This is a genomic window from Amorphoplanes friuliensis DSM 7358 (assembly GCF_000494755.1).
In the GTDB taxonomy this organism is placed as follows: Bacteria; Actinomycetota; Actinomycetes; order Mycobacteriales; family Micromonosporaceae; genus Actinoplanes; species Actinoplanes friuliensis.
The window spans coordinates 8,636,550-8,650,519 of sequence record NC_022657.1; the positions used below are offsets into that span (position 1 = coordinate 8,636,550).

Genomic DNA, 13,970 nt, shown 5'->3' on the forward strand with positions numbered 1-13,970 from the left:
GCCCGGCGGGGTTCTTGACGGGCTCGGGCCGCGGGGCCGCCTCGCTAACGAAGTCCGCCGAGCGGATAGTCCCGGCGGCGTTGCCACGGACCCTCGCCACCGTGCGAGAAGAGCGTGAACGACCCGACGTCGAAACGCGCGGAGAAGCCGGCCAGATCGTCGAAGACCGCGTCCAGCGCGTCGCTGGGCACGTCCTGAGCGACCGTGACGTGCGGGTGGTACGGGAAACGGGTGTCGCGGTGGATCCCGTCGGCGGCCGCGATCGCCCCGGCGAGCAGCTCGCACTCGCTGATGCCGACGGCGAGGGTCACGAAGACGACCTCGGTGATCGGCCGGAACGTCCCGGTGCCGCGCAGGTGGATGGTGAACGGGTCCTGCGCCGAAGCCACCGCTTCCAGGTGTTTCTCGATGGCGGGCAGCGCCTCCGAGAAGATCTCGGTCGGGCCGAGCAGCGTGACGTGCGCCGGTGTGTAGGCGGCCTGCGGGTCGCCCGCCTCACCCCGGCGCCGGGTCAGCTCCGAGCCCCACGGCTCGGGGATGTCGATCGCGACGCCGATGCGCGTCGTGCCCTCGGCCACGCGGGTCAGGCTCCGCGTGAGGGGCTGAGGAAGCCGAGGTGCTGGTAGGCGTCGGCCAGCGTGACCGCCGAGACGGCCCGGGCCTTGTCCGCGCCGACCGCGAGGATCTTGTCCAGGTAACCCGGGTCCTCGAGGAAGGTCCGGGTGCGCTCCTGGATCGGCTTGACGAACTCGACCACGATCTCGGCGAGGTCCTTCTTGAGGTCGCCGTAGCCGCGTCCGTCGTACTGCTCGAGCAGCTCGTCTATGGTCCGGCTGGTCAGCGCCGCGTAGATGGTCAGCAGGTTGCTGATGCCGGGCTTGTTCTCCTCGTCGTAGAGGATCTCCCGGCCGGTGTCCGTGACCGCCGACTTGATCTTCTTGGCCGAGCGGGCCGGCTCCTCGAGCAGCTCGATGAGGCCGTTCGGCGACGACGCGGACTTCGACATCTTGGCCGTCGGGTCCTGCAGGTCGGTGATCTTCGCGGTGTCCCGGACGATGTACGCCGACGGCACCGTGAACGTCTTGCCGAAGCGGGTGTTGAACCGCTGCGCCAGGTCACGGGTGAGCTCGAGGTGCTGGCGCTGGTCCTCGCCGACCGGCACCGCGTCGGCCTGGTAGAGCAGGATGTCCGCGGCCTGCAGGATCGGGTAGGTGAAGAGGCCGACGCTGGTCGTGTCGGAGCCCTGCTTCGACGACTTGTCCTTGAACTGGACCATCCGGCCGGCCTCGCCGAAGCCGGTGATGCAGCTCAGCACCCAGGCGAGCTGGGCGTGCTCGGGCACGTGCGACTGCACGAAGAGGGTGCAGCGCTCGGGGTCGAGACCCAGCGCGAGCAGCTGCGCCACCGACAGCCGCGTGCGGTTTCGCAGGGCGACCGGGTCGTGCCCCATGGTGATCGCGTGCAGGTCGACGACGCAGTAGAACGCGTCGGCGGTGTCCTGCATCGCCACCCAGTTCCGGACCGCGCCGAGATAGTTGCCGAGGTGGAACGAGTCGGCGGTCGGCTGGATGCCGGAGAGCACCCGGGGGCGGTGGTCGGCGTCGGACATGAGCGCCATTGTGTCAGTCTCTGCGGGCTTTCCGTCAAACGCCCGGCTGCTCTCGGTCTGATGTTTAAACGTGTTGACTTATGAGCGTTCTTGGTGGAAAGCTATTCTGGAGTTCGCGCGTCCGTCAAGCTCACGCTACGAAAGGTCACGACGTGAAACTGCTCGTCACGGGAGGCGCCGGCTACGTCGGCAGCGTCACCAGCCGGCTGCTGCTCGACGCGGGTCACGAGGTCACCGTGCTGGACAACCTCAGCACCGGTTTCCGCGAGGCTGTCGCTCCCGATGCCACCTTCGTGCAGGCGGACATCTCCGAAGCGGGCAGCGTACTCACCCCGGGCTCGGGCTTCGACGCCGTGCTGCACTTCGCCGGCCTGATCGCCGCCGGTGAGTCGATGGCCAAGCCGGAGCTCTACTGGGACCACAACGTCGTGCGGTCGCTGGCCCTGCTCGAGGCGATCCGGGCCGCCAAGGTGCCGCGTGTCGTCTTCTCCTCCACCGCCGCGGTCTACGGCAACCCCACCGAGCTGCCGATCACCGAGGGCGCGGTCAAGGCACCGACCAACACGTACGGCGCGACGAAGCTGGCCTTCGACTTCGCGCTGACCTCGGAGACGTTCGCGCACGGGCTGGCCGCCGTCTCGCTGCGGTACTTCAACGTGGCCGGCGCGCTGATCCGCCCCGACGGCACCGCCATCGGTGAGCGGCACGACCCGGAGACGCACCTCATCCCGATCACCCTGCAGGCCGCCGCGGGCAAGCGCGACAAGCTCCAGCTCTTCGGCGACGACTACCCGACCGTCGACGGCACCTGCGTCCGCGACTACATCCACGTGCAGGACCTGGCCCGGGCGCACCTGCTGGCGCTCGACGCGGCCACCCCCGGCGAGCACAAGATCTACAACCTGGGCAACGGCAACGGCTTCTCCAACCGGCAGGTCGTCGAGGCCGCCCGCGAGGTCACCGGCGCCGACCTGCCGATCGAGATCGCACCGCGCCGCGACGGCGACCCGGCCACGCTCGTGGCGGGGTCACAGCGGGCCCGCGACGAGCTCGGCTGGGTCCCGGAGAAGAACACCCTCACCGACATGATCGGTGACGCCTGGGCGTTCTACCGCAGCCACGTCGCGTGATCTGATCATCGGCATGAATGACGCCTCCGCAGCCTTCACCGCAGCGTTCGGGAGCGAGCCCACCGGCCGGTGGGCGGCGCCCGGACGGGTCAACCTCATCGGTGAGCACACCGATTACAACGACGGGTTCGTGCTGCCCTTCGCGTTGCCGCAGCGTGTGGTGGCCGCAGCCGCCCTCTCGGACGAGCCTGGCTGGGCGGTGTGCTCGGACTTCGAGCCCGAGCCGGTGGCCTTCACGTCGACCGGGCTCGGTGCGGTCGAGGGCTGGGCGGCGTACGTGGCCGGGGTGGTCTGGGCGCTGACGGACGCGGGCTTCGACGTGCCCCCGGCCCGGATCGCGCTCACCTCGGACGTGCCGGTGGGCGCCGGCGTCTCGTCGTCGGCCGCGCTGGAGTCGGCCGTGCTCACCGCGCTGGCCGACCTGGGCGGGCTCGACCTGCCCGTCGCGGACCGTCCGGCGCTGGCGCAGCGGGCCGAGAACGTCTACGTCGGTGCGCCGACCGGGATCATGGACCAGTCCGCCTCGATCCGCTGCGAGGAGGGCCGGGCGCTGTTCCTGGACTGCCGTTCCTTGGCGGTCGAGCAGATCCCGTTCGACCTGGCAGCGGCCGGCCTGGCCATCCTGATCATCAACAGCAACGCGCCCCACCAGCACGTCGACGGCGAGTACGGCGCCCGGCGCAAGTCCTGCGAGGAGGCCGCCCGCATCCTCGGTGTGCCCGCGCTGCGCGACGTGACCCCGGACGCGCTCGACGAGGCCCTGGGCAAGCTCGACGACGACGTGATGCGCCGCCGCGTCCGGCACATCGTCACCGAGAACCAGCGGGTCCTCGACACGGTGGAGCTGCTGCGCGCCGGCCGCATCCGGGACATCGGCCCGCTGATGACCGCGTCCCACGCCTCGATGCGCGACGACTTCGAGATCACCGTGCCGGAGATCGACGTGGCGGTCGAGGCCGCCCTGGCCGCGGGCGCGTACGGCGCCCGCATGACCGGGGGCGGCTTCGGCGGGTGTGTCCTGGCGCTGATCGACGCGGCCGACGCGGACACCACCACGGCCGCGGTCGAACGCGCCTATGCGGAGCGTTCCTTCACGGCCCCGACCGCCTGGATGGCCACCCCCGGCCCCGGAGCGACCCGCCTCCCCTAGAGCCCCTCGAAGGCGGCGACGTAACGCTGGAGGTAGAGCGGCCAGCCTTCGGTGTCGTCGACGCCGTCGCGCAGGGACTGCCAGCCGGGGCCGTGCCGGTCGAGGTTGCGGTGTTCGAGCTCCACACGGGTGCGGTCCGGGGTCTCGGCGGTGAACGTGACCTCGACCTCGCTGGTCAGGTCCGGGTCCGTCTCGATCTGCCAGGTCGGGCCGATGTCCCAGCTGAACACCACCCGGTTCGGCGGGTCGAAGGCGAGGATCCGCGCCCAGCGGCACTCGCTGCCGTCCGTGCCGCGGTCGTAGATGTGCCCGCCGACCTTGGGCTCGAACACGGTCTCGGCCAGCGGGACCTGCAGCAGGTTGTGCTCGGGCGGCTTGATGTCGCCGAACCGGTCGGTGAACACGGCAAAAGCCTTCTCGAGCGGCGCGTTGATGACAACCTGCCGGCGCACCGCGGTGGGGTCTTCCTGCGTCATGGTTTCTCCTCGGTCGTGTCCTCGGCGAGGCTCTGATAGCTGTCGAGCGCCCGGCGCCAGAAGGTGTCCAGCTGATCCCTGAGCGCGGCCACGCCGGCCGGGTTGAGCCGGTAGACCCTGCGTGTCCCCTGTGCCCGGTCGGCGACGAGCCCGGCGTCCTTGAGCACCCGCAGGTGCTGGGACACGGCCTGCCGGCTGATCGGGAGCTGGTCGGCGATCTCACCGACGGCGCGGGGCCCCTCGGCCAGGCACTTCACGATGGCGAACCGGCTGGGATCGCCCAGTGCTTCCCAGCCCTGATGCTCTTTGAAAGTCGCCACTAACGAAAGCTACGACTTACGCTTCACACCGTCAAGAGTGGGTATGCAGCCCGCATGACTGTTGAGTCCGAGTCCAACCGGCCCAACGAGTTCGGATTTGCCGGCGACGGCACCGCACCCGAGCCCGACAGGACCGAGAAGCCCGTCGAGGAAGTCGACGGGGAGAAGATCGCAGTGCCGGCCGACGACCTCACGGGTGCCATCTCCAGCGGCATCGAGGAAGCCACCGGCTCCGGCGACGACAACCGCTGAGGTCAGCGCGGGACCGGCTGCGGGTCCGTGGTCGGTCCCTGCACGACCGGGCGGCCGTCGATCCAGTCGACCCGGTCGAGCCACAGCTGCCGGCCGGGGACGACGCTGCCGATCGCCTCGGGCGGCCAGGCGTGGTAGAGCAACCACGTCTCGCCCGCCGGTGTGGTGACCAGGAAACTGTGACCCGGGCCGGCCGCCGCCGGTGACGTACGCAGGATCGGGTTCTCGGACGCCTTGCGGCACGGCCCCAGTGGACTGTCGCACTCGGCGTACCCCACGGCGTAGACGTCCTTGTCGAAGGCGTTGGCCGAGTAGAAGAGGAACAGCTTGCCGTCGTGACGGACCAGCTGGGGCGCCTCGATGACATGGTCCTCCCAGGCGGCGTCGTTGGTCAGCAGGCGCACGGTCTTGCCCTCGAGAGTGCGGCCGTCCTTGCTCAGCCGACTGCCGTACAGGTGAGTCGGCCGGCCGAGCGCGTTGCCGTCGTTCTTCCAGTGGAGCCACAGGGCGCCGGACTCGTCGGCGTACGGGCTGGCGTCGATCGAGCCGCCCTCGTCCGCCTGGCAGATCAGGGGCTCGTCGGCGTCGTCCACGAACGGCCCCTGCGGCTCGGTGGCGCGGGCGACCCCGATGCATTGACGGTTCGTGGCCCGGCTGCGCGCGGTGTAGTAGAGCAGGTAACCGCCGTCGGCCGCGATGACCTCGGGCGCCCAGGTGTTGCCGGCCTCGGCCCACTTGCCGACCTCGGGCAGCACGTCACCCGCACCCGTCCAGGTGACCAGGTCGGGTGAGGTCAGGACCGGTACGTTCGCGGCCGCGTTGTTGGTGCCGTAGGCGTACCAGGTGCCGTCGACGAGGATCGCGCCCGGATCGGGGAAGTTGTCGGTGAAGACCGGGTTGGTGAAGGTCGCCACGGCCGGGGGCTCCTTTTCCGCCGGCCGGGCCGGCTCTCCGCTGCCGCCGCTGCTGCTGCATCCGGCGGCGAGCAAACACAGGGACAGGATGCCGGCGAGACGCCTCACCATCGGCTGAACCGCAGGTAGTCGAAGGCGGCGGTGACCGGAGGCTCGGCGCCGCCGTGCGCGACGAGGCCGATCCGCGGAGCCGAATCCGCCGGCAGCGTCCACACGCCACCCCAGGTCCAGGTACGCCCGTCGCGGCTCACCCCGGCCCGGTACTCGTGCTCGCCGTTGCGCGGGTCGATGCTGTGCGCCAGCCGCAACCAGGTGGTGGTGAGCCCGGGGGCGCCCACGATCGTCCCGCCGTACGACGTGGCGCCGGCGTACGGGATCTCGTGGCCGAACTCGACCTGGCGGGTGTTCCAGATCGCCACCGCGGAGAGCCGGGCGAACTCGTCGTCCCCGGCGTACGCGACGATCCCGGCCTGCTGGTAGTTGCGGACGGTGTCCTCACCCAGGTCGAGGGTCACCTTCGTCTCGGCGATCCACCGGCCGGCGGGTGCGTCGCGCAGCAGAACACCGGCGGTGTTCGAGTCGCCGGTGAGGTCGGCGTTCTGCACCGGCCAGCGCAGCGCGCCACCGGACACGGTCGCGGCGGCGTCGGGCCGCACGAAGGACCAGCCGGCGCCGAGGGCCGTGCCGCGGAAGTCGTCCGAGTACGCGTTCAGCGCCCGTCCCGGCTGTGGCACGGCGACTGCCCGGCGTACGGGATCGGCGGGCCGCCCGGCGCTCAGGTTGTCCCACTCGGCCTCGGCCGTGGCCGTGAGGCCGACGATCCCGGGACCGCGACCGTGCACCCGCGCGTCGAGCCGAACGGAGTCCAGCATCGCGGTGACCTGCCCGCCACGACGTTCGACGCTGAGGTGGCGCAACGATGTCGAGGGGGCGATGTGGGTCTGTGCCACGGTTCGGCGGCCGGACCTGATGACCAGGGTGCTGTGCTCTGCGCGTACCGAGAGGGTGTCGATGGTGAGACCGGCCGGGCCGCGGAGGTCGGCCTCGACGCGGAGGTCTCCCGGCAGCGGCTTGCGGGCGACCAGCGTGCCCTGGCCGCGCAGGCGACCGTCGGCGACCGCCCAGCGACCGTCGACGACCTGCCAGGTGCGGGCGGAGAGCGTGTCGAAGCGGTCCTGCAGCGGCGTGCGGGTGACCGGCTCGGTGACCAGCCGATCCGATGCCCAGGCGCCGGCGCGGACGGTCGGCCAGCCGTCGATCCAGTCGAGACGGTCGAGCAGCATCGGCCGCTCGTTGATCCCGAACGGCTCGTCGAGGTACGGGTCGGCCCGGTCGATCGCGTGGTAGGCGAGCCAGTCCTGCCCGGCCAGATCGGTGATCAGGCCGTTGTGGCCGGTGCCGACCCAGCGGTTACCGTTCGGCGCGATGACCGGTGTGCCACCGGCGCGGGAGACGTCCAGCCGCAGGCCGTCGCGGTCGGTGAAGGGTCCGCGCGGGCTCCGGGAGCGACCGGCGGACACCGAGTAACCGGTGGTCGGGCCCGCGCAGCAGTTTGCGGACGAGGCGAAGAGGTAGTACCAGCCGTCGCGGCGCACGACGTAGGCGCCCTCGAACTTGTTGTCGATGGCGACGCGGGTGGGCGTACCGGTGATGCGCAGGCCGTCCGCGCTCAGCTCGCTGACCCAGATGCCGCCGAAGTAGCTGCCGTAGTAGAGGTACTGGCGGCCGTCCGGAGTGGTCAGCTGGGCCGGGTCGAACGTCCACAGCCAGCCGCCGTCGCCGCTGGGCCGGGGCGCGACGACGGGCTCGTCGGCGAAGGTCCACGGTCCGGCCGGGGTCGGCGCGGTGGCCGCCCCGATCGCGGAGGCGCCCGGTGCCACGGTCGTCTCGGTGACGGTGACGTACATGATCCAGTGGTCGCCGGACCGGCGGACGTCCGGCGCCCAGAAGACGGCATTCTCGGCGGCAAAAGCCGGCCGCTGTCCCGCGGTGAAGGCGTCACCCAGGTAGGTCCACGAGGTCAGGTCGCTCGACCGGGCCGTCGGGATCCGGTGGGCCACCTTCTCGCCCTCCCGCAGCGGATCGGTGGTCCCGTAGGCGTACCAGTAGCCGTCGTCGCCCCGCAGAACCATCGGGTCGGCGAACGTGTCGGCGAACGAGGCCGAGACGGGGTTCGCGCGGGCCGGTGCGGGGGTGAGCAGGAGTAAGACCGCGGCCAGCGCCGCCGTGAACCGTCGCATGGGATCAGCCCTTCAGGCCGGACCGGGAGACACCTTCGATGATGTAGCGCTGGCTGATCACGAACAGGATCAGCACCGGGATGCTGGCCAGCGCGGCGCCGGCCATGATCACCGGATAGTTGATGCTGTACGCGCCCTGCAGCTGCCCGAGACCGGGCGGCAGCGTGTAGTTCTCGGGGCTGAACAGCACGTAGACCGGCCAGATGAAGTCGTTCCAGTTGGACAGGAAGCTGATCACCGCGAGGGTGGCCAGGGCCGGCTTGGAGAGCGGCAGGATCACCTTGGTGAAGATCTGCCACGCGTTGGCGCCCTCGATGACCGCGGCCTCCTCGAGCTCCTGGGGCAGGCCCTGGAAGAACTGCCGCAGGAAGAAGACGCCGAAGGCGCTCGCCGCCCCGGGCACGATCAGCGCCCACAGGCTGTCCAGCCAGCCGAGCCGGTCGATGATCAGGAAGTTCGGGATGATCAGCGTGAAGATCGGGATGAACAACGTCCCGATGATCATGGCGAAGATGACGTTCTTGCCGCGGAAGTTCATCCGGGCCAGCGCGTAGGCGGCGGTCGAGGCGACAAAGAGCACCAGCAGGGCCTGCCCGCTGGCGGCCAGCAGGCTGTTGAGGAACCACCGCAGCACCGGCGCCTGCGTGTTGCCACCGAACAGTTCGGCGTACGCGCCGGTGGTCGGGTCCTCGGGCAGGATCGACGGCGGGATGCGGGTGGCCTCACCCGCGGTCTTGAGCGAGGTGGTGAGCATCCACACCAGCGGCGCGATGAAGACGAGGCTGAGCCCGCCGAGCAGGGTGTACCAGGCGATACCGCGGAGTCGGCCCATGATCAGTCCTTCGTCCGGAACAGCCGGAAAATCGTCATGCTGATGATGAGCAGGGCCAGGGTGAGCAGGTAACTCATCGCGGACGCGCTGCCCATGCGGTACCCGCGCAGGCCCTCCTCGGCGATGTACATGATCGCCGTGCGGGTCTCCACACCCGGTGCGCCCTGGGTGATCAGGTACGACTGGCCGAACATGTTGCTCGACGCCAGCACGGTGTTGATCACGACGAAGAGCAGGACCGGCCGCAGCCCCGGCAGGGTCACGTGACGGAACTCCGCCCAGCGCCCGCCACCGTCCACCTTGGCCGCGTCGTAGAGCTCCCGCGGGATGTCCTGCAGACCGGCGAGGTAGATGACCGCGTTGAAGCCGAGCGTCCACCACACGGTGACCCCGACCAGCGAGATCCAGGCCCAGGGCAGACCTGTCGTCCACGCCGTGTCGTCGGGCAGACCGATCGCACCCAGCAGGCTGTTGACCGCGCCGAGGTTCGGGTCCAGCAGGAAGCGCCACAGCAGGCCGATGACCGCCACACCCAGCACGTACGGCGCGAAGTAGACCGCACGGAAGAAAGTGCGCCCCTTGAACGAGCGGTTCAGCAACAGCGCGATGCCCAGCGGCACGACCACCAGCAGCGGCACGCTGAAGACCGTGAAGATCCCGGAGGCCTCCATGCTCTGCCAGAAGAAGTCGAACACCGGCGAGGCACTGTCGAAGAGAGCCGTGTAGTTGTCCAGCCCCACGAACGGCTTGCCCGGCAGCAGGTAGTCCCACTCGTGCAGGCTCACCCACAGCCCGTAGACCGCCGGCACCAGCGTGAACGTCACGAACAGCAGCAGGTACGGCAGCAGGAAGAGGTACGGCGTGGCGCCGGGCCCGCGCCGCTTCACCGGGCCGGCGGGTGCCGGCTCCGGCGCAGCGGTCGCGGACTCGGCGCGGACGGTCTGCTCCACCACGGTGCTCAGCCGCCGTACTTCTTGCGGTTCTGCTCGAGGATCTGGTTGGCCTTGCCCGCCGCGTCGGCGAGCGCCTTGGCCGGCTCCTTGCGCAGCAGGATCGCCTCGTTGACGGCGGTGTCGATCGTGGCCATGGCATCCGGGATGCCGGGCACCGACGGCGGGAAGTGCAGGTTGTCGATCTGCGAGCCGATCGCGGCCTGCTCCGGCAGCGCCTTGAACTCGGCGCCGTCGCGGATCTCCTTGCGGGCCGGCACCTGACCGCCCTTGGCCCACTCGATCGACTGCTTGCTGATGAAGTTGATGAAGACCTTGCCGGCCTGGAGCTTGTTCTGGTCCTGCGAACGTTGCTTGAACTGCACGAAGTTGTGCGAGCCGGCCCACGCCGCGGGCTGGCTGCCGATCGTCGGCAGCGCGCTCACACCCCACTCGAGGTTCTTCACCGCGCGGAGCGTGTTGATCGTCCAGATGCCGTTCCAGTTGAACGCCGCCTTGCCGTTCTGCAGGGCGATCAGGTCGGCGTCCTGGGCGACGTTCTTGGGGCTGTAGCCGTTCTTGACGAGGTCGGTCAGCCAGGTCAGCGCCTTGACACCGGGCTCCTCGGCGAACAGCGGCTTGGTGGCCTGCTCGTCGAACAGCTGCCCGCCGAACTGCCAGGTCAGCGACTCGAACTGGTGCGTACCGGTGAACGGGAACGGTGTGGCCCAGTGCCCCTGGATGCCCTTGCTCTTGAGCTTGTCCAGCGCCGCCAGGTATTCCTCGCCGGTCGTCGGCGGCTTCTCCGGGTCGAGCCCGGCCTGCTCGAGGACGGCCTTGTTGTAGAACATGCCCTGCGGGTGGACATCCAGCGGGATCGCGTACCGCTTGTTGTTGTAGACACCCGCACGCCAGACGGGCGGCGAGAAGTCGGCCTCGTTGAGCTGCAGCGACGCGGCCACGTCGTCCAGCGGCAGCACCACCCCGCGGGCGGCGTTGGTGGCGACCTGCTCGACGTGCATGATGCCGAGGTCGGGGCCGTTGCCGGTGGAGACCGCGGCGGGCACCTTCTGGTAGTAGTCGGCCCACTCGTACACGTTCATGGTGACCTTGATGTTGGGGTTCTCGCTGTTGAACCTGTCCACCAGGGCTTTCATCACCGGGCCGTCACCGCCGGTGAACCCGTTCCAGAAGGCCAGGGCCACGTTGGGTCCGGTGTAGTTGGTCGCTGCGGGCTGCGCGTTCTCGCCGCCGCCTCCGACGACCGGGTTGGGTCCGTCGTCGCTGCAGGCGCCGAGCAGCACGGCGCCACCGGCGCCGACGCCGAGCCCGAGCAGGCCGCGACGGGTCAGGTGTGGTTTCACATTTTCTCCTCGGGGGTGAAGCTCAGGGCGTGCCAGGAGACGGGGGGAAGAACGACGGTCGTGCGACCGCCGTCGAGGTCGGGCATTTTTTCCGTACGCGGACAGACGCGATCAGGAGCAGCAGCGGAGTTCACCGCGGCCGGATCGTCGTCGCCGATGCTGATCCGCTCCCCCGCCCGCACCCGCGGGAAGGCCCGCAGGTCCAGTTCGAGGGCGACGGGTTCGGTGCCGCGGTTGACGGCAAAAACGACGACCTGGCCGCTGTTCTCGTCGATCGTGGCCACGGCGTCCACTGCCGGCACGTCGCCGTAGCGGCCGGTGGGCATCGTGGGTGACTGGATCCCGGCCCGCAGCACGGTGCCCCGGGCGAGCCGGGCCGTGTGCGCGAACGGGTGGAAGATCGTCTGCCGCCAGGCCGGTCCACCGGGTTCGGTCCGGATCGGCGCGATGACGTTGACGAGCTGTGCCAGGCAGCCGACCGTCAGCCGGTCGGCGTGGCGCAGCATGCTGATCAGCAGGTTCCCCACGACCATCGCGTCGGTGACGGTGTAGGTGTCCTCGATCAGCGCCGGGGTGTCCTCGATCCCGCGGTCCTCCGGCTCGGTGAACCGCGACTGGTACCAGACGTTCCACTCGTCCAGCGACAGGTTGATCCGCTTGCTGCGGCGCAGCTTGGCGCGGATGTGGTCGGCGGTGGCGACCACGTCGTCGACAAATCCGTCGAGGTTGACCGCCGAGGCGCGGAAGCTGGCCTCGTCGTGCTTCTCGGGGTCGTAGTAGTGGTGCAGCGACACGTAGTCGACCTGGTCGTAGGCGAGCTCCAGGACCGTCGCCTCCCACGCGGCGAACGTCGGCATGTCGGCGTTCGAGCTGCCACAGGCGACGAGCTCGATCGAGGGGTCGACCCGCTTCATCGCCTGGCCGGCGCGGGTGGCCAGGCGGCCGTACTCGTGGGCCGTCATGCTGCCGATCTGCCAGGGCCCGTCCATCTCGTTGCCGAGGCACCAGAGCTTGACGTCGTGCGGCTGGGCGACACCGTGCTTGCGGCGCAGGTCGGCGGCAGCCGTGCCGTCCGGGACGTTGCAGTACTCGACGAGTTCGGCCGCCTCCGCGATGCCCCGGGTGCCGAGGTTGACCGCCATCATCGGTTCCACGCCGGCCCGCTCGCTCCAGCGCATGAACTCGTTGAGGCCGAAGGCGTTGCTCTCCAGCGAGCGCCAGGCCAGGTCGAGTCGCCGCGGGCGGTCGCCGACCGGGCCGACGCCGTCCTCCCAGCGGTAGTTCGACACGAAGTTGCCGCCGGGGTAACGCACCAGGCTGACGCCGAGCTCGCGGACGAGGTCCACCACGTCGCCGCGTAGCCCTTCGTCGTCGGCGGCCGGGTGGCCCGGTTCGAAGATGCCCGTGTAGACGCACCGGCCCATGTGTTCGACGAACGAGCCGAAGAGCCGCCGGTCCACCGGACCGATGGCAAAGGCCGGATCGAGGGTCAGCCGAGCCAGTTCCACGTGTCACTCCTGTCGCCCGTGTGTGCCGTCTCACACTGTTTACAACGTTGGAACCAACGTTGTAAAGAGGTCGACACAAGAGCGTTACCAGGAAGAATCGAGAAGGTGCGGGCCGGTCAGCGGCCGAGCGTGCTCTCCCGGGCCACCAGGTGATGGCTCACCCGCAGCTCCCGGGGCGGTTCCGCGACGCCGTCACTCTCGCCCAGCCGCTCGGCCAGCAGGTCGACGGCCAGGTCCGCGATGCGGCCGAGATCAGGCGCGACGGTGCTCAGCGTCGGGGTGCTGAACCGCCCGTCCTCGATGTCGTCGAAACCCATCACCGCCACGTCACCGGGCACCGAACAGCCGCGTTCCAGCAGGGTGCGGATCGCACCGAGCGCCAGCAGATCGTTGAAGCAGAACACCGCGTCCGGCCGGGCGGGGCCGCTGAGCAGGCGGGCCATGGCGGCAGCACCGTCGGCCCGGTGGAACATCTCGACCTCGGCCACCAGAGCCGGGTCGAACGGCAGACCGGCCTCCCGCAGAGCCGCCTGATAGCCGGCGAGACGCTGATGGGCGGTGACCGCCGAAGGGCTGTCCTGCGCGCCGATAGCGGCGATCCGCACCCGGCCCGATTCGCACAGGTGCCGGGTCGCGTCGGCCGCCGCCGCGGTGTTGTCGATCGCCACGTGATCGGCCGGGCCGTGCCACACCCGCTCACCCAGCAGCACCATGGGCGTCTCGTCACCACCGCGGGCGAGCTCCTCGCCGGCGAGCGCCAGCGGACTGAAGATCAGGCCGTCGATCGCGTGCCGCCGCAGCCCGGCCACCAGATTGCGCTCACGCTCGGCCTGCCCGTCGGTCTGATCGATCAGCACCGTCCACGAGCGCCGCTCCGCCGCCTGGACGACACGACCGGCGAGCTCCGCAAAATACGGCGACTGGAGCTCGGGCACAGCCAGGGCGATCACACCCGAACGGCCGCTGCGCAACTGCCGGGCGGCGGCGTTGGGGCGGTACCCGAGGTCGTCGATGGCGCGCTGCACCCGGGCACGGGTGTCCGGCGCGACGTGTACGTAGCCGTTCACCACGTTCGAGACGGTCTTGATGGACACGCCTGCCCGTGCGGCCACGTCCTTCAGACCCGGAGGCACCCTCGTCGCCCTTTCTCTAGACCGACTGGCCGCACTCTACAACGTTGCAAGCGATTGTTTCGCACCGAAAAGCCCCACCTCGGTGCCTTCCGGCAGCAAGATGGGGCTTTGCA

At 69.9% G+C, this 13,970-nt stretch carries 14 protein-coding genes; 3 read left to right on the forward strand and 11 right to left on the reverse strand.

The genetic code is table 11. The features are described from left to right. Window positions 1–44: 44 nt before the first annotated feature. On the reverse strand, window positions 45–578 hold the full coding sequence (locus AFR_RS39805; protein ID WP_023562511.1) for a 2'-5' RNA ligase family protein: 534 nt from the start codon (window positions 576–578) through the stop codon (window positions 45–47). A 5-nt stretch (window positions 579–583) separates the two neighbouring features. Further along, complete coding sequence (gene trpS / locus AFR_RS39810) at window positions 584–1,609, reverse strand: tryptophan--tRNA ligase (RefSeq protein ID WP_023562512.1); 1,026 nt, start codon at window positions 1,607–1,609, stop codon at window positions 584–586. A gap of 152 nt (window positions 1,610–1,761) precedes the next feature. On the opposite strand from trpS, the gene galE reads away from it, so the two are divergent. Next, window positions 1,762–2,739: a UDP-glucose 4-epimerase GalE gene (gene galE, locus AFR_RS39815; RefSeq protein ID WP_023562513.1), complete on the forward strand. Its 978-nt coding sequence runs from the start codon at window positions 1,762–1,764 to the stop codon at window positions 2,737–2,739. Between the two features lie 13 nt (window positions 2,740–2,752). Then, the gene (gene galK, locus AFR_RS39820) at window positions 2,753–3,889 is read left to right on the forward strand and encodes a galactokinase (protein ID WP_023562514.1); all 1,137 of its coding nucleotides are present in this window, start codon (window positions 2,753–2,755) and stop codon (window positions 3,887–3,889) included. Here galK and AFR_RS39825 read toward each other — a convergent pair. Next, a complete protein-coding gene (locus AFR_RS39825; protein ID WP_023562515.1) occupies window positions 3,886–4,365 on the reverse strand; it encodes an SRPBCC family protein in 480 nt (159 codons plus the stop codon). The two genes, galK and AFR_RS39825, sit on opposite strands and share 4 nt — an antisense overlap. Next, window positions 4,362–4,685, reverse strand: a complete 324-nt coding sequence (locus AFR_RS39830) for an ArsR/SmtB family transcription factor (RefSeq protein WP_023562516.1) — start codon at window positions 4,683–4,685, stop codon at window positions 4,362–4,364. Before AFR_RS39830 ends, AFR_RS39825 begins: the two co-directional genes overlap by 4 nt. A gap of 54 nt (window positions 4,686–4,739) precedes the next feature. Here AFR_RS39830 and AFR_RS39835 point away from each other — a divergent pair, with 54 nt between their 5' ends. Then, a complete protein-coding gene (locus tag AFR_RS39835) occupies window positions 4,740–4,937 on the forward strand; it encodes a hypothetical protein (protein ID WP_023562517.1) in 198 nt (65 codons plus the stop codon). 2 nt (window positions 4,938–4,939) lie between these two features. On the opposite strand, the gene AFR_RS39840 is transcribed toward AFR_RS39835, so the two are convergent. The 7 genes from AFR_RS39840 to AFR_RS39870 all read right to left on the reverse strand — a co-directional run bounded on the left by AFR_RS39840 (window position 4,940) and on the right by AFR_RS39870 (window position 13,818). After that, window positions 4,940–5,962 carry a glycoside hydrolase family 43 protein gene (locus AFR_RS39840; RefSeq protein ID WP_063749564.1) on the reverse strand — a complete coding sequence of 341 codons (1,023 nt, stop codon included), beginning with the start codon at window positions 5,960–5,962 and terminating at the stop codon, window positions 4,940–4,942. Then, window positions 5,956–8,091, reverse strand: a complete 2,136-nt coding sequence (locus AFR_RS39845) for a glycoside hydrolase family 43 protein (protein ID WP_023562519.1) — start codon at window positions 8,089–8,091, stop codon at window positions 5,956–5,958. The genes AFR_RS39840 and AFR_RS39845 overlap by 7 nt, the downstream gene beginning before the upstream one ends. Before the next feature lie 4 nt (window positions 8,092–8,095). After that, complete coding sequence (locus tag AFR_RS39850; protein ID WP_023562520.1) at window positions 8,096–8,923, reverse strand: carbohydrate ABC transporter permease; 828 nt, start codon at window positions 8,921–8,923, stop codon at window positions 8,096–8,098. A gap of 2 nt (window positions 8,924–8,925) precedes the next feature. Next, window positions 8,926–9,876 (reverse strand): carbohydrate ABC transporter permease, encoded by a 951-nt coding sequence (locus AFR_RS39855; protein WP_023562521.1) that lies wholly within the window; start codon window positions 9,874–9,876, stop codon window positions 8,926–8,928. 5 nt (window positions 9,877–9,881) lie between these two features. Further along, window positions 9,882–11,216 (reverse strand): ABC transporter substrate-binding protein, encoded by a 1,335-nt coding sequence (locus tag AFR_RS39860; RefSeq protein WP_023562522.1) that lies wholly within the window; start codon window positions 11,214–11,216, stop codon window positions 9,882–9,884. Continuing rightward, complete coding sequence (gene arfA / locus AFR_RS39865; RefSeq protein ID WP_023562523.1) at window positions 11,213–12,724, reverse strand: arabinosylfuranosidase ArfA; 1,512 nt, start codon at window positions 12,722–12,724, stop codon at window positions 11,213–11,215. Before arfA ends, AFR_RS39860 begins: the two co-directional genes overlap by 4 nt. A gap of 116 nt (window positions 12,725–12,840) precedes the next feature. Continuing rightward, complete coding sequence (locus AFR_RS39870; RefSeq protein WP_023562524.1) at window positions 12,841–13,818, reverse strand: LacI family DNA-binding transcriptional regulator; 978 nt, start codon at window positions 13,816–13,818, stop codon at window positions 12,841–12,843. Window positions 13,819–13,970: the final 152 nt, after the last annotated feature.

Coding starts and splice junctions, on each gene's coding strand:
- galK (WP_023562514.1), top strand. CDS start 2,753: ATGAATGACGCCTCCGCAGCCTTCACCGCAGCGTTCGGGAGCGAGCCC.
- AFR_RS39825 (WP_023562515.1), bottom strand. CDS start 4,365: ATGACGCAGGAAGACCCCACCGCGGTGCGCCGGCAGGTTGTCATCAAC.
- AFR_RS39840 (WP_063749564.1), bottom strand. CDS start 5,962: ATGGTGAGGCGTCTCGCCGGCATCCTGTCCCTGTGTTTGCTCGCCGCC.
- AFR_RS39845 (WP_023562519.1), bottom strand. CDS start 8,091: ATGCGACGGTTCACGGCGGCGCTGGCCGCGGTCTTACTCCTGCTCACC.
- AFR_RS39850 (WP_023562520.1), bottom strand. CDS start 8,923: ATGGGCCGACTCCGCGGTATCGCCTGGTACACCCTGCTCGGCGGGCTC.
- trpS (WP_023562512.1), bottom strand. CDS start 1,609: ATGTCCGACGCCGACCACCGCCCCCGGGTGCTCTCCGGCATCCAGCCG.
- AFR_RS39835 (WP_023562517.1), top strand. CDS start 4,740: ATGACTGTTGAGTCCGAGTCCAACCGGCCCAACGAGTTCGGATTTGCC.